This is a genomic window from Streptomyces sp. NBC_01317, assembly GCF_035961655.1.
Taxonomy (GTDB): domain Bacteria; phylum Actinomycetota; class Actinomycetes; order Streptomycetales; family Streptomycetaceae; genus Streptomyces.
The window spans coordinates 7,822,464-7,840,324 of record NZ_CP108393.1 but is presented as its reverse complement, the minus strand read 5'-3'; the positions used below and the strand labels follow the sequence as shown (position 1 = coordinate 7,840,324).

At 71.7% G+C, this 17,861-nt stretch carries 13 protein-coding genes; 6 read left to right on the top strand and 7 right to left on the bottom strand.

The window, feature by feature from the left end; genetic code table 11:
- Positions 1-36: 36 nt before the first annotated feature.
- From OG349_RS33830 to OG349_RS33815, 4 genes are all read right to left on the bottom strand, one after another.
- Positions 37-924 (bottom strand): NAD-dependent epimerase/dehydratase family protein, encoded by an 888-nt coding sequence (locus tag OG349_RS33830; protein WP_327238235.1) that lies wholly within the window; start codon positions 922-924, stop codon positions 37-39.
- Positions 925-1,143: 219 nt separating this feature from the next.
- Positions 1,144-3,354: an RICIN domain-containing protein gene (locus OG349_RS33825; RefSeq protein ID WP_442806444.1), complete on the bottom strand. Its 2,211-nt coding sequence runs from the start codon at positions 3,352-3,354 to the stop codon at positions 1,144-1,146.
- A gap of 71 nt (positions 3,355-3,425) precedes the next feature.
- Positions 3,426-4,823 carry a ricin-type beta-trefoil lectin domain protein gene (locus OG349_RS33820; RefSeq protein ID WP_327238234.1) on the bottom strand — a complete coding sequence of 466 codons (1,398 nt, stop codon included), beginning with the start codon at positions 4,821-4,823 and terminating at the stop codon, positions 3,426-3,428.
- The gene (locus OG349_RS33815; RefSeq protein WP_442806443.1) at positions 4,820-6,058 is read right to left on the bottom strand and encodes a family 16 glycosylhydrolase; all 1,239 of its coding nucleotides are present in this window, start codon (positions 6,056-6,058) and stop codon (positions 4,820-4,822) included. The genes OG349_RS33820 and OG349_RS33815 overlap by 4 nt, the downstream gene beginning before the upstream one ends.
- A 456-nt stretch (positions 6,059-6,514) precedes the next feature.
- On the opposite strand from OG349_RS33815, the gene OG349_RS33810 reads away from it, so the two are divergent.
- Positions 6,515-7,321 carry an endonuclease I family protein gene (locus OG349_RS33810; protein WP_327238232.1) on the top strand — a complete coding sequence of 269 codons (807 nt, stop codon included), beginning with the start codon at positions 6,515-6,517 and terminating at the stop codon, positions 7,319-7,321.
- Between the two features lie 175 nt (positions 7,322-7,496).
- Here OG349_RS33810 and OG349_RS33805 read toward each other — a convergent pair whose 3' ends face one another.
- Positions 7,497-8,474 (bottom strand): NAD-dependent epimerase/dehydratase family protein, encoded by a 978-nt coding sequence (locus OG349_RS33805; RefSeq protein WP_327238231.1) that lies wholly within the window; start codon positions 8,472-8,474, stop codon positions 7,497-7,499.
- Between the two features lie 190 nt (positions 8,475-8,664).
- Between OG349_RS33805 and OG349_RS33800 the strand changes: the two genes are divergently transcribed.
- The 3 genes from OG349_RS33800 (at position 8,665) to OG349_RS33790 (ending at position 11,260) form a co-directional block, all read left to right on the top strand.
- Positions 8,665-9,027, top strand: coding sequence for a DUF1304 domain-containing protein (locus OG349_RS33800; protein ID WP_327238230.1), 363 nt, complete (start codon positions 8,665-8,667; stop codon positions 9,025-9,027).
- Complete coding sequence (locus OG349_RS33795) at positions 9,024-9,602, top strand: TetR/AcrR family transcriptional regulator (RefSeq protein WP_327238229.1); 579 nt, start codon at positions 9,024-9,026, stop codon at positions 9,600-9,602. The genes OG349_RS33800 and OG349_RS33795 overlap by 4 nt, the downstream gene beginning before the upstream one ends.
- A 206-nt stretch (positions 9,603-9,808) precedes the next feature.
- Positions 9,809-11,260 (top strand): PP2C family protein-serine/threonine phosphatase, encoded by a 1,452-nt coding sequence (locus OG349_RS33790; RefSeq protein ID WP_327238228.1) that lies wholly within the window; start codon positions 9,809-9,811, stop codon positions 11,258-11,260.
- A 22-nt stretch (positions 11,261-11,282) separates the two neighbouring features.
- Here OG349_RS33790 and OG349_RS33785 read toward each other — a convergent pair whose 3' ends face one another.
- Positions 11,283-12,800: a DNA-binding protein NsdB gene (locus tag OG349_RS33785; protein WP_327238227.1), complete on the bottom strand. Its 1,518-nt coding sequence runs from the start codon at positions 12,798-12,800 to the stop codon at positions 11,283-11,285.
- Positions 12,801-13,044: 244 nt separating this feature from the next.
- On the opposite strand from OG349_RS33785, the gene OG349_RS33780 reads away from it, so the two are divergent.
- Both OG349_RS33780 and OG349_RS33775 read left to right on the top strand, forming a co-directional pair.
- Positions 13,045-14,166: an aminoglycoside phosphotransferase family protein gene (locus OG349_RS33780; RefSeq protein WP_327238226.1), complete on the top strand. Its 1,122-nt coding sequence runs from the start codon at positions 13,045-13,047 to the stop codon at positions 14,164-14,166.
- Positions 14,167-14,464: 298 nt separating this feature from the next.
- Positions 14,465-16,465 carry an N-acetylmuramoyl-L-alanine amidase gene (locus tag OG349_RS33775; protein ID WP_327238225.1) on the top strand — a complete coding sequence of 667 codons (2,001 nt, stop codon included), beginning with the start codon at positions 14,465-14,467 and terminating at the stop codon, positions 16,463-16,465.
- A gap of 100 nt (positions 16,466-16,565) precedes the next feature.
- Here OG349_RS33775 and OG349_RS33770 read toward each other — a convergent pair whose 3' ends face one another.
- Positions 16,566-17,678, bottom strand: a complete 1,113-nt coding sequence (locus tag OG349_RS33770) for a baeRF3 domain-containing protein (RefSeq protein ID WP_327238224.1) — start codon at positions 17,676-17,678, stop codon at positions 16,566-16,568.
- Between the last annotated feature and the right edge of the window lie 183 nt (positions 17,679-17,861).

Genomic DNA, 17,861 nt, shown 5'->3' with positions numbered 1-17,861 from the left:
GGCCCCCGGCGGCGGAGACGCCGGGGGCCCGCTCGCTCAGGCCTGCGTGGGCCGCGCGATCTCCGTCAGTACGTCGTCCACGTGCCGCGGCTGCCAGCCGGTGTCCCTGCGGGCCCGGGCGCTGGTCATGCGCTGGTCCAGGGAGAAGGCCTCGGCGATCGGCCCCATCCGCTCCAGGCCCGCCTCCAGCGTCAGGGATTCCGTACGGCCGGGGTGTCCCGCCGCCTCGGCGGCGGCCGCCGCGATGTCGGCCTGGGTCGGTGCCTCCTCGCTGACCCCCATGTACGCCGACCCGGCGGGCGCGCCGAGCGCCAGCGCGTACAGCTCCGCGATGTCGTCGACATGGACCACACCCCAGCGGTTGCGGCCGTCGCCGATCACCGGCGCCGCGCCGCGCTCGCGCGCCGGGGCGGTGTAGAACATCTCGATGAGTCCGGCACCGTGGCCGTAGACCACGCCCGGCATCACGAGCACGGGGTGTCCCCCGGTCGTCGCGCGGGCCAGGACCAGGTCCTCGTTGGCCCGGCGCCACGCGGTGATGGCCGGCGGCTTCTGGGGCGCGTCCTCGTCGATGACCCCGTCGGTGTCGCCGTACACCCAGGCCCCGCCCGTGTGGACGTACGGTCCCGCGCCCACCCCGTCGAGGAGGGCCTCGGCGGCGGCGCGGTCGACCTCGTCGCCGCCGGGGCCGACGTCGGAGCCCAGATGGATCACGCCGTCCGCGCGGGACGCGGCCTCGCGCAGGACGGCGGTGTCGGTGAGGGTGCCCCGTACCGGTTCCGCCCCCAGGTCGGACAGAGTCCGCGCGGAGTGCTCGCTGCGGGCGAGCGCGGTGACGGTGAAACCGTGCCGGAGCAGTGCGGCGACGGTGGGCCGGCCGACGTAGCCGGAGCCGCCCGTGAGGAACACCTTGGTGACTGACATGTTGTGCCTCCAAAAGCCCGGCCCCGGAGTGTGGCCGGCTCCTCCACGATCGCCCGGCGGACGGGGACCCGTCCAAGACCTCTTGTGTCGATGGTGATGTCCGCAGGGCATCAGCGCCCGTCGGCGGGGTCCGTACGGAGGGCAGCGGGAAGGCCCCGGGCCTCCGCTCGCGCGGGACGCCCGGGGCCTTCCTGAGGTGGTGTGACGGGTGGTGCGGTGTTACGGGTAGCTGACGAGGTTCGCCACGTTCGTGGACGAGTTCGACGGGCCGCCCCTGTCGTTGATCACGTGCCGGATGGTCCCGACACCGCCGAGCGACACGGTCACCATGTTCTTGAACTTCACGTTCGGGGTGTTGGGAACCTCGAACGCGTGCTCCGCGGTCACCCCGTTGTTGACGTTGAAGAAGCAGTAGCTTCCGAGCCCGTACGCCTCGTGGCTCGTCACGGTGTTCGCCACCTTGTACGCGGCGTACCCCTGGGTGCTGCCGTTCATCCAGGCCGCCTGGTTGGGCGGGTCGTAGGGCATTTCGTTCTGGTAGAAGTACGTCTTGCCGCCGTTGCCGTTCCAGATGGTCTGGTGCTTCTGGTAGTGCTCGACGAACAGGCCGTACATGGTGACGTCGGCGCCGTTCACGATCAGGCCGGTGTCCGCCGTGTTGGTGGTCCAGCCGACCCCGCTGCCGTGGTCGGCGCGCCAGATCCACATGTGGTCACCGATGACGTTGCGGCTGTTGACCACCAGGCTGGTGGTCGCCTTGCCGACGCCCGCGCCGCCGATCCGGAAGAACACGTCGTGCAGCGAGGTCGGGTTGGCCGCGTGGCTCACGTTCGAGCCGTCGGCGCCGACCTCCATCAGACGCTGGGAGTTGACCGGACCCGCGTCGATGAGCAGACCCGCGACCTTCACGCCGTCGACGTCCGAGACGGAGACGGCGGTGATGCCGTTGTCCGGGATGAGGGTGGCGAGGCCGAGACCGAGGACGACCGTGTCGGGGCGGGTGACCCTGAGGGTCTGGTTCAGGTGGTAGACACCCGGCGTGACCAGCAGGTTCTTGCCCGCGGCGAGGGCCGCGTTCATGTCCGCGGCGCTCGCGCCGGGCTTGGCGATGTAGAACTGGTCCAGCGGGACGGACGTACCGGCGGGGGCGCCGGCGCTCCAGGTGGTGCCGGACGAGTTGTTCCGCAGGGCGGGTACGAACACCTTGTAGGCGCCGGCCGCGTCCACGTACAGGAAGGGCTTCTCACGGATCTGCGGGGTGGTCGCGACCGTGGTGTAGGGCGGGTTGGGGAAGGTGCCGGCGGGCGCGTTCCTCGCGCCGACGAACACCATGTTCCAGTTCTGCCCGGTCCAGCTGCCCCACTCGGTGTTGCGGGACAGCCACTGCTGCTGCGTACCGGAGCGGACCTGGCCGTCGACCTTGCTGTCGGCCATGAAGCCGCCGCTGGCCCAGCCGCCGTCGTCCAGCGCGAGGTTGCCGCGCACGTGCATACGGCGGTACGGGGCGGCCTGCGAGACAGCCCAGCGGTCGGTACCCGAGGGCGGCGTGACGGAGAGGTTCTCGGCGCTGCGCCAGAAGTTCTGGGTCGCGTTCTGCGGCGGGAACCAGTCGGCCTCGACGTGCACCGTGCCGCCGATGTTGACGTCGTCGGGGCTCAGGCCCAGGCCGGCGACCTGGGTGTAGAAGCCGACGTTGACGTTGACGTTGTTGTAGTTTCCGGGACGGAACAGGAACGCCTGGCGCTGGGTGCCGAACTGGTTGGTCTCCTGCTGGCGGAAGACCGCGTCCACCCGGCTCTGGATCGTCGCGGCCGGCATCGACGGGTCGAAGACCTGGACGTTGGGGCCGAGGTCCGGGGTGCCGGCGGGCGGCGGGGTGTCGGCCGCGGTCAGCCGGAAGGACTGGGCGGCGGACCCGTTGCAGGTGTACTGCCCGAGGACCACGCCGTCGGCGGTCGAGGCGGCGGGCACGTCGAGGCACTTGCCGCTGTTGCCGTTCACGAAGTGGTAGGCCCCGTCGGCTTCCTCCACGGGCTGCCACTGCTGGTTGAGGCCACTGCTGTACAGCCACAGCTGGATGGCGGCGCTGTCGGCGGTGGACACGTCCTTGACGTCCCAGACCTGGTTGGCGGCGTTGCGGTTGCCGACCCTGACGCGGCCGCTCCCGGTGTCCGTCAGGCTCCAGTTCTGGGCGGTGGTGCCGTTGCAGGCGTACTGCTGGACGGCGGTGCCGTTGGCCGTGCCGGCGGCGGCCGCGTCGACACACTTGCCGCTGGCCTTGTTGACGACGTTGACCCAGCCGGTGGGCAGCGCCGCGGCGGCCTGGGCCGCTCGCGGGGCCGTCTGCGGGGCGCTCGACGGCGCTGCCTGGGCGGGCAGCGCGACGAGCGCCGTGCAGAGGGACGCCGCCGCGACGAGAAGCGTCGTCACCGACGGTCCCGTCCGGCGGCGGAGGATCCCGCCGCCTTCGGTGCGTGAATTCACTGGTGCTCCTTGAGGATTCAGCCGGCGTACTGGGCGAACGTGCGGGTGAATTCCCACGCCTGCTGGCTCACACCGGAGCAGGTGTCGTTGTTCGGGTACGCCCCGGGGCACGGCCGGTCACGGTTGGCGGACCAGAAGGTCAGCCGCGCGAGGTGGTGCTGCTGGGCGTAGGCGAGGATCGTACGGAAGTCCGCCACGGTCACCGTCTCGTTGACGTCGGTGATGCCGTTCATCGAGGAGATGCCGATGCGGCGGTACGTCGTGTCGTCGCTGTACCCGTAGGCGTTCTTGACCGCGGTCTTGAGTCCCTCGGCCGCGCGGAGCGTGAGGGTGCCCATGTTCTGGCCGGCCCCGCCGAAGTCGAAGGGCATGATCGTCCAGCTGTCGACGGTCAGGCCGGCCGCGGCGCCGCGGTTGATCAGGCTGGTGTCGGGACCGTTGATGCTGGTGCCGATGGTGATGTAGACCTTGATGCCCGGGTTGTTGGCCTTGACGGTCTTGAGCGCGTCGATCGTCCGCTGCTGGACGGTCGGGTTGTCGTACGCGGCGGCCTCCAGGTCGATGTCGATCGCCTTGAGGCTGTACGCGTTGATGACCTTCTGGTACGCCGCCGCCAGTTCGCCCGCGCTGGAGCAGGAGCTCTCCAGCTTGTTGCCGCTGTAGCCGCCGAACGACGGGACGATGTCGCCGCCCGCGGCGCGCACGGTGTTGACCGTCTGCTGGTCGACGCCACCGGTGAGCGGACGGCCGCCGTCCCACTGCGGGTTGCAGTAGCCGTTGCTGAGCACGAACGCGAGGGTGAACCACTTGACGCCGGTCGCGTTCATGATCGTGACCGGGCTGGGCGGGTTGCCCCAGCCGTTGTAGATGTACGGCGCGACCGCCATGGCACCGGGCGCGGGGGGCGGGGTGTCGCCGCCACCCCCGCCGGCCGCGGGCGCGGTCCACTTCTGGTTGGCGGTGCCCGTGCAGGTCCAGATCTGGAGCCGGGTGCCGTTCGCCGAGCTGTTGCCCGTGGCGTCCAGGCACTTGTCCGCCTGGGTGTTCACGATGTCGCGGGCCGCGGAGACGGACCACTTCTGGTTGGCGGCGCCGGTGCAGTCCCAGATCTGGAGCTGGCCGCCGTTGGCGACGCTGCCGTCCTTGACGTCGAGGCACTTGCCGAGCGCGCGGACCGTACCGTCGGTGCCGACCGTCCACTGCTGCGCGGCCGAACCGTTGCAGTCGTACAGCTGAACGGCCGTGCCGTTGGCGGAGCTCGCCGCCGCCACGTCGACGCACTTGCCGCCGAGGCCCGTGATGGTGCCGACCGCCGCCGCGGCGGGGGTGGAGGTGCTCACGATCGAGGCGCCCACCGCGAGCGGCAGGGCCGCGAGCACGGCCAGGGGCTTGAGGAACTTCCGTACGCGCGTCATGAGGCGTTCACCGTCCACTTCTGCGCGGCGGAGCCGTTGCAGGTGTAGATCTGGAGCCGGGTGCCGTTGGCCTGGTTGGCGCTCGGGACGTCCAGGCACTTGTTCGCCTGGATGTTCACGACGTCCAGCGCGGCGGGCGTGGCCCATTTCTGGTTGTTGGCGCCGCTGCAGTCCCAGATCTGGAGCTGCGCGCCGTCGGCGACACTGCCGTCCTTGACGTCGAGGCACTTGCCGAGCGCGCGGATCGTACCGTCGCCGCCGACCGTCCACTGCTGCGCGGCCGAACCGTTGCAGTCGTACAGCTGGACCGGCGTGCCGTTCGCGGAGCTCGCCGCCGCCACGTCGACGCACTTGCCGCCCAGGCCCTTGATCGCCTTGCCCGTACCGGGGGTGCCGGTGTCGCCGGTGGTGACGCGGACGTAGTCGATGACCATGTACTGGGGGAAGACCGTGCTTCCGTTGGGGTCACCGGGCCAGTAGCCGCCGACCGCCAGGTTCAGGATCATGAAGAAGGACTTGTTGAACACCCAGGCGTCGCCGCCGAGGTCGGCGGGCGTCCTGCGCTGGTAGACGATGCCGTCCACGGACCAGGTGATGGAGTTCGGGGCCCAGTCGATCGCGAAGGTGTGGAACGCGTCGGCGAACTGCTGGCCGCCCGGGAGGGTGTAGCCCGCGCCGATGCCCTCGGCACCGGAGTAGCCGGGGCCGTGCAGGGTGCCGTGGACGGTGCCGGGCTCGAAGCCGACGTTCTCCATGATGTCGATCTCGCCCTGCGCGGGCCAGCCGCCGCCACCGTTGCCGAGCATCCAGAAGGCGGGCCAGATGCCCTGGCCGCGCGGGATCTTGATGCGCGACTCGACACGCCCGTACTGCGCGCTGAACTTGTTGGCGGTGTTCAGCCGTGCCGAGGTGTACTCACACCGGCCGTACCAGCACTGGTAGTTGTTGGGGTTCTCCTTGCGGGCCTGGATGACCAGGTTGCCGGCGCCGTCGAGTGCGGCGTTGTTGGTACCCGAGGTGTAGTACTGCCGCTCGTGGTTGTTGACGTTGTCGCCGGTCTCCAACTGCCACTTGCTGCCGTCCACGCCGGAGCCGGCGGGACCGTTGAAGTCGTCGTTGAACGTCACCGCCGCCGCGGCGGCGGGCACCGGTGCGGGGGCCGCGGTGGCCGCGCCCGCGGGGCCGGCCGCGATGGCGCTCGCGCAACACAGGAGGGCAAGGCCGTACAGCGCCATCCGGCGCCGCAAGGGGGTTCGCACAGGTCATCACATCACTTCATGTGGGGGGCATGCGCATGACATTCCAGGCACCGAGAGGTGTGAAGATCAGGGATGCCGTCTCGGACGCTTATTTCAATACTTGATTTAAGGGAGAGGAGGTGGGGCCGTCAAGGGATAGGTATGGACCAAAGTTCGGCGGACCCATGGCCGTCGCCCAGCGATATGGCCGCAGACCCGCCACAACCGGGCACCCGGTCGCCGTTCGGTGTCCTGACGGGCCGTCACAGGCCACTCTCCCACCCCACGCGCCTCATAGATTTGACCTGCACATGACCAACACGGCGCGTTCACTCCAGGTCCACAGCTCCTGTGGAAGGCTCCCGCTGAACCGTTCCGCACGACCACCACAGTGCCACTCCCGACCCTGTGAATCGTGCGCCGTGGTGGTCCCGCCCGAAGGGAAACCCCCACATGGTTCGTCGCCGACACACCGTCAGGCACACGCTGCTGGCCCTCTGTGCCGCCACCGCGGTGCTGGCCACCACCGCCGCCGCGGCTCCCGCCGCGCCCGCCGCGACCCCGCGGGCCGCGCTCGACGACACGTACTACCAGAGCGCGCTCGGCAAGACCGGGCCCCAGCTCAGAACAGCACTGCACTCGATCATCAAGAACCAGACGAAGATCTCGTACGCGGCGGTGTGGGAGGCCCTCAAGGTCACCGACGAGGACCCGGCGAACAAGTCGAACGTGATCCTGCTCTATACCGGGAAGTCCCAGTCGAAGGCGAGCAACGGCGGCAACTCGGGCGACTGGAACCGCGAGCACGTCTGGGCCCAGTCCCACGGCGGCTTCGGTACGTCGGCCGGACCCGGCACCGACATCCACCACCTGCGGCCGAGCGAGGTCGGGGTGAACTCGACGCGCGGGAACAAGGACTTCGACCTGGGCGGCAGCGCGGTGGCGGGCGCGCCGGGCAACTACACCGACTCCGACTCCTTCGAGCCGCGCAACGCCGTGAAGGGCGATGTGGCCCGGATGATCCTGTACATGGCCGTGCGGTACGAGGGTGACGACGCGTGGGCCGACCTCGAAGCGAACGACAAGGTCAACAACGGCTCCAACCCCCTGATGGGGAAGCTGTCCGTGCTCAAGCGGTGGAACGACCAGGATCCGCCGGACACGTTCGAGAAGCGCCGTAACGACGTCATATACACGTCGTACCAGCGCAACCGGAACCCGTTCATCGACCACCCCGAATGGGTGGAGTCCATCTGGTGAGCGCGGCGCGGCGCCGCCGTACCTGATCACACGCGGGCCAGACTGACCGCGTTAACTCCAAGCGCCCCCGACGGGGAATGCTGGCCGGGGCCTCCGGGGACGCGCTTCCCTGGGGGCCCCGGCTCATTCACGCCCGTACTCGTTCAGGTACGCGCCCGACAGGACACGCGCCCGTTCACACCCGCGCCGGGGCGAGCAGTTCGCGGTACCAGGCGAGGGTGCTGTCCACCGTCCGCGACAGCGGGATCGGCCGGACCCCGAAGGCGTTCTCGAAGGCGGACGAGTCCACGATCTGCGGCTCGGTGTGCTGGTAGAACATCTCCTCGTACTCCGCCATGAAGACCTCGTCGAACGGGCCGAACGGGCGCGGCTCGGGAAGCGGGACGATCGTGAGCGGGGCGCCCAGGCGCTCCCCGATCAGGGTGAGGATCTCCCGGGTGGTCGCGGCGGGCGCGGTGGGCAGGTGCCAGACCCGGCCGTCCCCCTCGGGGTGTTCGCCGAGGGTCGCCAGGCCCGTGGCCACGTCCTCGATGTTCGTATAGCTGTGCGGCAGGTCGATGTCGCCGATGCCCGGGACCTCTCCACCGGTCAGCGCCGCCGGGAAGACCGCGCCGCCGAGGGTCGAGTGGAGGACGCCGGGGCCGACGAAGTCGGCGGAGCGGCCGAGGACGACCCGGGCAAGGCCCTCGCGGTGTGCCTCCAGGTAGATCCTGTCCAGCTCCGCCCTCATCAGGCCCTTGCGCGAGGTGGCCCGCCAGGGAGTGTCCTCCGTCATGACCTCCCCGTGCGTCTCGCCGTACGGGTAGAGCGTGTCGAGGACGACGAGGCGCGCGCCCGTCCTCTCCACGGCGGCCAGGACGGCCCGCTGGATGCGGGGCATCACCTCGACCTGGAGGTGATAGGCGACGTTGAGGCAGTGGTGGACGACGTCGGCGCCCGCCACGGCGGCCAGGGCTCCCTCGGGGGTGCTCGCGTCGGCCGCGAGGCGTTCGACGCCGTCGGGGGCCGGGCCCGTGCCGGACCGGTCCACCAGGCGTACGGCGTGGCCGCGGCGGGCCAGTTCGGCGGCGAGCGCGGTCCCGGCGGCGCCTGCGCCGAGCACGGCGTGGGTGGTGCGGGCGGTAGCGGCGGTGACGGATGCGGCGGCGGACATGAGGGCTCCCTCGGGGTTGACCTGATGACGATGCGAACACTCTCTTGCTTCTGTTAGATACCGTAACTCTTACGATGGGGCATCGCAAGGAGGGGGCTCACCGCAAGGGGGGTGGGGAGCCGCAGCCGATGGACAGGTGCCTAGACTTCCGGGACACCTGTCCAGAAGTCTTCTCCCGGGGGATCCCGTCATGCAGACAGCCGCGCACGTCCTGGTCGGCCTGTTGGCCGCGCTCCACGTCTACATCCTGATATTGGAGATGTTCCTGTGGGAGCGTCGGCAGGGCCGTGAACTCTCCGGCTTCGACGCGGACATGGCCAGGGCGACGGCCGCCCTCGCGGGCAACCAGGGTCTCTACAACGGCTTCCTGGCCGCCGGGCTCATATGGGGGCTGATCGTCTCCGACCCGACCGGTTTCCGCGTGCAGGTCTTCTTCACGATCTGCGTGACCGTCGCGGGACTGTACGGCGGCCTCACCGCGAACAAGCGCATCCTCTTCGTCCAGGCGCTGCCCGGCGCGGTCGCCCTGGCCGTCGTCCTGGCGGCCGGATGACCGCCGTCCCGCCCGGCGACGGGGGCGATCCACGGACGGCCAGGACCCGCGCCAGACTGCGGCAGGCGCTGCTCGACGCGTGTGCGGAGCGCCCGCTGGAAGAGATCGGGGTCGCCGCGCTGGCCCGGCGGGCCGGGCTCGGCCGGGCGACGTTCTACCTGCACTACCCCGATCTCCAGGCGCTGGCCGTCGACGCCTGCGCGGAGGTCGTACGAGATGCCGTGGACGCCCTGCACGCGTGGCGGGGCGCTCCCGATCCACGGACGCCACCGCCCCCGCTCACCGCGTTCTTCGTGGGCCTGACCCCGCACGCGGCGCTGTACCGGACCTTGCTGCGGCCGGGGGGCGGCGGGCCGCTGGGCGAACTGCTCCACCGCCGACTGCGCGAGCGCAGCAGGGCGGAGCGCGCGCTCGCCGGCGCGCCCGCCCCCGACCTGATCGCGTCGGCGGTGGCGGCGGTCTTCGCGGGGGTGCTGGCCGACTGGCTGCACGGGCTGATCGAGGACAGCCCGGAGGGCATCGCCACCCGGATCTGGCGCCTGCTGGTGGCGCTCCATCGTCTGCCGGTCACGTAAGGGGGTGTCGCAGGGCTGCCCGAGCGGTGGGACTGTCCGGTCGGCGGGCCTGTCCGAAGCCTCCCGATGTGCAGCCGCTGGCATATGCCCTCCGCATGACCCCGCCGAGTGTGGCCAATCGGCCTACGGGCCTCCCGCGCCTGTGCGACAGTCTTAACGGTCCATCATCCGGACCAGGCAGTGCCGCCGCCCCATCGGAGTTCGAGATGCCGTCCCCTCTGTTCGCGGACCGTCCCGCCCCACAGCCTCCTGAGCGGGGCTCGGTCGACGCCCTGATCAGGCAGACCCGCAGGCTGCGCGGAGACGTGGACGCCGTACGCCGGGACGCCTCGGCCGAGGCGGACGACGACGACATCCTCCGGCGCTGGCAGCGCGCGCTCTGCGATCTGGCCGTACATCAACTGGACGATCTCGGCGCGCACTTGGACCAGCTCAGGGCCGGCAGGCCGGATCTGACGGACGGCGTGCGGGACGGCATCCCCGCCCAGGGACGCACCGCCCGCCCGGCCGCCGCGCGTCCCGCTCCGCTCACCGGCCGGGTCGGCAGCGCCGAATGGAACCTCCTCACCGACGAGGTCACCTGGTCGGACGAGTTGTACGAGATCTTCGGACGCCCCCGGGAGGCCGGCCCGCTGTCGCTCGACGAACTGCCGTCGCTGCTGTTCCCCGAGGACCAGGCCCTGCTCACCGCGATGGTGACGGCCTGTCTGATCGACGGGCGGCCCATCGACGGGGAGTTCCGGGTCCTCACCGCCCGGGGCCGGGTCCGTACGCTGCACATGATGGGCGAACCGGTCCTCGACACGGGCGGTTGCACCGCCTCCATGTGGGCGGTCCTTCGCGATGTCAGCACCCTGCGCCACAGCGAGCGGGTGTTGCGCGACACCCGTGACTCGGTCCAGCGGCGGCAGCACCTCGTACAGACGGAACAACGGCTGGTCGCCGAGTTGCAGGAGGCCGTACTCCCCACGCGGGGCGGCTCGTTGGAGCTCGCGCGCAGCGGACCGGCCGCTCTGGACCTGGCCGCCCGCCATCTCCCCGCCGCGTCGTCGCCCACGGCCCGCGGTGACTGGTACGACGCCCTCGACCTGCCCGGCGGGGACACCCTGGTGACGGTCGGGGATCTCCCGGGACAGGGCGTGGCGGCCGCCTCCACCCTGGCGATGCTCCTCGGGGCCCTGCGCGGGATGGCCGTGGCGGGCATCGAGCCCGGCGCCCTCCTCGGACATCTCAACCAGCTCCTGGAGACGTCGCGGCAACCCGCGCTCGGCAGCGCGCTCTGTGCCCGCTACCGGCCGGCCACCGGCACCTTCGTATGGGCACAGGCGGCGAACCCCGCCCCGTTGCTGTTCCGCGACGGGACGGGGCGCGCGCTCACACCGCCGGACGGCGTGCTGCTCGGGGCGACGTCGGGCGCCGCGTACGAGCAGGCCGACGTCCACCTCCTCCCCGGTGACGTGCTCGTCCTGCACACCGACGGGGCGGACCGTGCCGGGACGGAGGCACGGCAGAATCACCTCCTCGCGCTGGCCCCCCTGTTGACCCGGGCCCGCTCGGCGCGCGAATGCGCGGAGACGATCGTCGCGGAGCTCGGCGGGGCCGAACGCCCCGACGACGCCTGTGTGATGGTCGCCAGGCCGGACGGACCGACGGTCTGACGGATCGTCCGGTGAACGCGCCCTAGACGGATCCGTACGTCTTCCTGGCCGGGCCGAGCACGGACGGCTTCCCCTGGCTCTTCTTCGGCATGGAGAGTTCGATCTCCTCCCGCAGATCCTGGATCTTCGCGTAGTCCGCGTACTGGCCGGTGAGCCGGTACATCTCGCGCAGCCGGTCCCAGGTGCGGAGGGAGGAGGTCTCCCTTATCGACACCAGCGCCAGCCGGGCGTAGGTCGCCGCCTGCTCCGGGTCGTCCGCGATGAAGCACGCGGAGGCCAGCGAGATGTGGTCGAAGATCTTCGACCGCTGCCGGCCGCTGACCCGCAGGTCCAGCGCCCTCCGGGCATGGCGCTGGGCGGTGACCGCCGCCGACGGGTCGTGTTCGGCGAGCGTACGGAAAGCCAGGGCCTCCATCCCGTGCAGGTCGGCCTCGTCGAACATCTGCATCCAGCCGGGCGGCTCTACGTCCCCCTTGTCCGAGACGAAGAGATCCTCCGCCTCGCCCAGGGTGCGGCGCATGGCCTGCCCGCGCCCCAGGGACGCCTGCGCCCACGCCTCGATGGTGTGGAGCATGGCGCGGGTACGGGGCAGAGCCTCCTCCCCCGACCCCGATCTGGCGAGCTTCACCAGGTCGAGGGCGTCGTCGGGCCGGCCCAGATGGATCATCTGGCGTGCGGCTCTGGAGAGGGCCTCGCCCGCGCGGGGCCGGTCGCCCCCCTCGCGTGCCGCGTGGGTGGCGATGACGAAGTACTTCTGGGCGGTGGGTTCGAGGCCGACGTCGTGGGACATCCAGCCCGCGAGGACGGCCAGGTTGGCGGCGACGCCCCACAGGCGCCGCTGGAGATGGTCGGGGTGACGGTAGGCGAGCATGCCGCCCACCTCGTTGAGCTGGCCCACCACGGCCTTGCGCTGGAGTCCGCCGCCGTGGGAGGCGTCCCACGCACGGAACACCTCCACGGAACGTTCCAGCGCCTCGATCTCCTGCGACCCGATGGGGGCGGCCTCGTAGCGGTCGAACCCAGCGGGGTCGGCGTGCAGGGGAGCGTTGAGCCGGGGGGCGTCGGACGAGAGGACGGGATCGTGATGCAGCCAGTCGTGCATGGCACTGCTGAGTGCGGAGCCGGTGGCGAGCGCGGCGCCCGCGCCCACCAGGCCGCGTCGGTTGAGCATGAGGTCCATTCCCGTGAATTCGGTGAGGACCGCCGCCGTCCGTTCGGGCGCCCACGGCAGGCCGTCGGGATTCTCCGCGCTCCCGGCGTCCTGTCGTTTCCCCGTGCGCCCGGACCGTTCAAAGCCGAGGTCCTCGATGGTCACGACACGACCGAGCCGCTCGGTGAACAGCGCTGCCAGCACCCGGGGCACAGGATGGCGCGGGGTCTCCCCCATGTCGATCCAGCGCCGTACGCGCGAGGTGTCCGTGGCCAGTTGGGGGTGGCCCATGGCCGCCGCCTGCCGGTTCACCAGCCTCGCGAGTTCGCCCTTGGACCAGCCGGCCAGGCCGAACAGATCCGACAGACGGGTGTTGGGTTCGCCGCTCACGTCAAGCCCCCAGGTTCTCGGCCGGCTTCGACAGTAACCCCCCGTCAGATACCGGCAGAGGGGTGGCGACAATTCGCCAGGGTTCGCCAGGGTGCGCCAGATGGTGGGCCACCCGCGCGCGGGTGTCGGGTAGGAACGCGCCACCCCGGCCCGGCAGCCGGCCGTACTCCCCAGGGTGCGGACCGGCCGCCGGGACGGGAGGCGCGCGCTCCTCAGTCGGCACACGAAGGGATCTGTCTCGCCCATGTACACAGCATCGTCCTCCGTGTCCGCCCCGCCCCGGTCGACGCGTACGGTCGCGCCCGGCAGCGGACCGTACCTCGACCCCACGAACGCTCCCCGGCGCTGGGCCGGGGCGGTCAAACAACCGCTCAGCGGGAGACTCGACTTGTCCGGCCCCCAGGGCGCGCAGCTGCGGAAGGCGATCGCTTCGGTGCACCGGATCTGTCCGGAGTTCAATCCGGTGCAGGTCCTGCGCCGCAGCGGGCGGTCCGTCCTGCTCGTCGGATCCACCGGGCGCACCACCGCGGTCGCCAAGTGCCTGCTGGACCACTCGCCCGTCTGGGCGGAGCGGTTCCGCCACGAAATAGCCGCTTATCGCGCGTTCGTGCGGCACCGGCCGCCGGTACGCGTACCGCGCCTCATCGCCGCCGACCCCGACAACTGCACGCTGGTGGTCGAACGGATGCCCGGCCGCGCGGCGGCGCTGGCCCGCCACCCCGTGGAGGCTCCGCCCCGGGCCGACGTACGGGCCGCGCTCGGCGCGATCGCCCGGCTCAACACCTGGCGGCCGCCGCCGGGCATGTTCGACGCCCCCCTCGACTACGCCTCACGGATCGCCCGGTACCACGAGCTGGGCCTGTTCACCGACCGGGACCTGGGCGATCTCCAGAAGCTGCTGCACGGCCTGGCGGCCGGCCGGCAGGGCGCGGGCCAGTTCTGCCACGGCGACGCGCTGCTCTCCAACATCCTGCTCTCCCCGGCGGGCCCGGTGCTCGTGGACTGGGAGCACGCCGGGTGGTACCTGCCCGGGTACGATCTCGCGACGCTGTGGGCGGTGCTCGGGGACGCCCCGGCGGCGCGCCGGCAGATCAGCCAGCTCGCCCAGGCCCCGGGACCGGCGGCCCGGGACGCCTTCCTCGTCAATCTGATGCTCGTACTGACCCGGGAGATCCGGATGTACGAGACGGCCGTGCAGCGCGCCATGCGGGAGACGCAGCCGCCCGCCGCGGGCGCGTCGCCGGCCGCGTCCTCCGCGCGGAGCGGACTGCCGACGGGCGAGGAGCAGCGGTTGCTGCTCAGGCGCCTGCACGACGACTGCGCGATGGCCCGCCGGGCCGTGCGCGCGGCGGTCGGGACCCGCTGACACGGGGGAGGCCCCGGTCGCACGGGGAGAACCTGAAAGGCCGCACCGCCGCGCGCCCCGTACCGACAGACGGGGCGCGCGGCGGTGTGCGGTGTGCGCTGTTCCGTATACGGCCATTGGTTCATTCCACTGACGCGCCGCAGGCCCGGGCGCCACCATGGCGAAACCTCCCGACACGCGAGCTGACGTGCGAAATCCTTGTCGTGGCGCCTGATTGACGGATCGTCCGGAAGCAGATACCCCTGGAGCGAGACAGAGCTACCGGCATCTCGCGCACCACCCGTCACTGGAGGCCGCATTGCCCCCTTCCGTCCCCCCACGACCGAGGAACGTACGCGGACGCACGCTCGGAGCGGGAGGTGTCCTGGCGGCGGCCGCGCTGCTCCTGCCGCTGGTGTCGGCCGCTCCCTCCGCCACCGTGGAACGGCCCGCGTCCGGCACGTTGCAGACTCAGTTCGAGGCCGCCGCCGCGCGGTACGACGTGCCGGGGAGTGTGCTCCTGGGTGTCGCGTACCTCCAGTCCCGCTGGGACACCCACAGCGGCGCGCCGAGCGTCACGGGCGGCTACGGGCCGATGCACCTGACCGACGCGCGGACCGCGCTCGCCGACGCGCCGCACCACTCCGACGGTACGGAGGACGCGCGCGGCGACTCGGCACGGCCGGTCAAGGTGGCCGCCCCCGGTGCCGCGACCGCGGTGCCCGCGACCTCGGAGCTGCCCGCGCGGCTGCGCACCCTGGACCGGGCGGCCCGCCTCACCGGGCTGCCCGCGAAGGACCTGCGGGAGAGCCCCGCCGCGAACATCGAGGGGGGCGCCGCGCTGCTGGCCGCCGCCCAGCGTGAGCTGGGCGAGCCGCTCGGCGGCGACCCGGGCGACTGGTACGGGGCGGTCGCGCGGTTCTCCGGGGCCGACGACTCCGCGACCGCCGCGACGTACGCGAACGACGTGTTCGCGGTGATCAGGGACGGCGAGCGGCGCACCACGGACAACGGGCAGCGGGTGGCGCTGCGCGCGGTGCCCTCGGTGGCGCCCGACACGTCCCAGCTGCCGGCGCTCGGACTGCGCAGGACCGGCGCCGCCGGGACGGAGTGCCCGCGCACGGTCGCCTGCGAGTGGATCCCGGCGCCGTACCAGGAGTTCGGCGAGGGCGACTACGGCAACCACGACAAGGCCGACCGGCCCGCGTCGCAGACGGTCGACTCCATCGTCATCCACGACACCGAGGGCTCCTGGGACACCACCCTCAAGCTGGTGCAGGACCCGACGTACGTGTCCTGGCACTACACGCTGCGCTCGTCGGACGGGCACATCGCCCAGCACGTGCCGGTGAAGGACGTCGCGTGGCACGCGGGCAACTGGTACACGAACGCCAAGTCCGTGGGCCTGGAGCACGAGGGCTTCCTGATCGCGCCGGACGCCTGGTACACGGAGGCGATGTACCGTACGTCGGCCCGGCTGGTGGCCTATCTGGCGGAGAAGTACGACATCCCGCTGGACCGGCAGCACATCCTGGGGCACGACACCGTTCCCGGGCCGACGGCGGCGAACGTGCCGGGGATGCACACGGACCCCGGTCCGTACTGGGACTGGGCGCACTACTTCGAGCTGCTGGGCAAGCGGTTCAAGGCGACGGCGGGCGCGGACGCGGGTGTGGTGACGATCCGTCCCGACTACGCCGCCCACCAGCCGTCGTACACCGGGTGTGTGACGGCGGGTGACGCCTGCGCGCCGCACGGCTCGGGGGCGGTACGGCTGCGCACGGCGCCGGACGCGAACGCGCCGCTCGTGAAGGACGTCGGGCTGCGGCCCGGCGGCCAGGACTCCACGACCGGGGTGAACGACATCGGCGCGCGGGCCTCGACGGGCCAGCAGTTCGCGGTCGCCGGGCGTCAGGGCGACTGGACGGCGGTCTGGTACCTCGGCCAGAAGGCGTGGTTCGAGAACCCCCGCGAGCAGCCGACGGCGGTGGGGGCCAAGGCTTCGGTGCTGACGCCGAAGGACGGTCTCGCGGAGGTGCCGGTGTACGGGCGCGCCTATCCGGAGGCGTCGGCGTATCCGGCGGGGGTCCCCGTCCAGACCGTGTCCCCGCTGCCGTACAAGGTGCTCGGCGGGCAGCGGTACGTGGTCGGTGACAAGGTGCCCGGTGAGTACCTGTACGCGACGACCTTCGCCACCGCGGGACACCAGGTGGTGCGGGGCAAGGAGCAGTACTACGAGATCCAGTACGGGCACCGGATCGCCTATGTGAAGGCGTCCGATGTCACCGTGCGGTCGTCGGGACACTCGTCGGGACACTGACCACCGGACCACAGAAACGCCGGGCGCCGTCAGCCTGTGGGGGTCCGACGGCGCCCGGTCCTCTGCCCTCGTGCGAACGGTGGTGGGGGTGTCCCGTACCTCAGTAGCGCAGGACGGCGGCGATCCTGTCCTGCCCGGCGAGCGCGTCGTCCGGCAGGAACACCACCTCGGCGCCCCCGTCGAGGGCCGACTCGACCAGTTCGTCGACGATGTCGTCCTGGACGCGCGCGCCGGGACCCTGCCCGCCGGGGTCCTCCACCGGCACCAGATGTCCTTCGCTGATCCGGACGGACTGGCGGTAGTGGTCCTCCACCGCGATCACCTCGGCGCGCTTCTCCCGTACCGACTCCCAGACCTCGTCCAGACCCGCGGCGAAGGTCCTGCGTCCCTTGGCCGCGTCCAGCTTGTCGAACAGCTCGCGCTGCTCCCGCCGGTCGTGCGCCGCCCTCACCGGCTCGATCTCCTGCCGCAGGAGCGGCGCGGGCCCGTCGGCCAGACCGCCCTTGACGAGCCGGCCGACCGCGCAGTGCGCGGCGCCGCCCGCGTCCTCCAGCAGGGCGAGGGCGGGCGCGAGGCCGACGACGTAGAGCGGCCGGGGGTGGCGGGCCAGGACCGACCCCATGGCCCGGTCGACCGACCGCAGGAACTGCCGGGTCTCCTCGTCACGGAAGGCGCTCGGGTCGCCGACGCGCTCCTCGTGCTCCGGGTCCCAGGTGTCCTCGGGCGGGGTCATCGGGAATCCGTCGTCGCGGTGCTCGTGGAGCGTGTCGCCGGACCCGTCCCAGAGCGTCGCGCGGTCGGCCGCGACGCTCAGCGCCCAGTACGGGCGTGACTGGGCGGTGGCGGCCACCAGATTCCGCGTGAGGTAGGTGTCGCCGAGGACGACCTGCTCGGGGACCTCACGGGGCAGGTACCAGATCCGGTAGTCCAGGGTGTCGGCGAGGATCAGCAGCCCGTCGAGCGTCTGCCGCAGGTCCACCTCGGCGACGGCCCGGCCGATCCGGCTCTTGACGGCGGTCCTGGCCGCCCGGTCGAGACCCGGCTCGGTCTCCAGCCTGCGCCACGCCTCGGCGAGGAGGTTGCGCAGCCGTACCGTGTCCTGGTCGTGGTAGGGGTCGTGGCGGTGCGTGGGCATCGTCAGGGACACCGCGGGATAGGGGCGTGGGGTGCGCAGTTCCCGCAGGACGTCGGGCGTCAGAGCGTTGTTGTCCATGCTGTCCCTTCGCTCGATGAAGGTCCGGCAGCGGGCGGACGGCCGGCCGGTGCGCAGGCCCCCATACGTCCATCCATTTTGCGCGCCGGGGCGGCGTTTCGCAGGTCGGCGGGTGTCCTCCGGCCCGCCTGTCCCCGGCCACGCGCGGCGGCCGGGGACAGGGGGGAGCGGGGACGGGTGGAG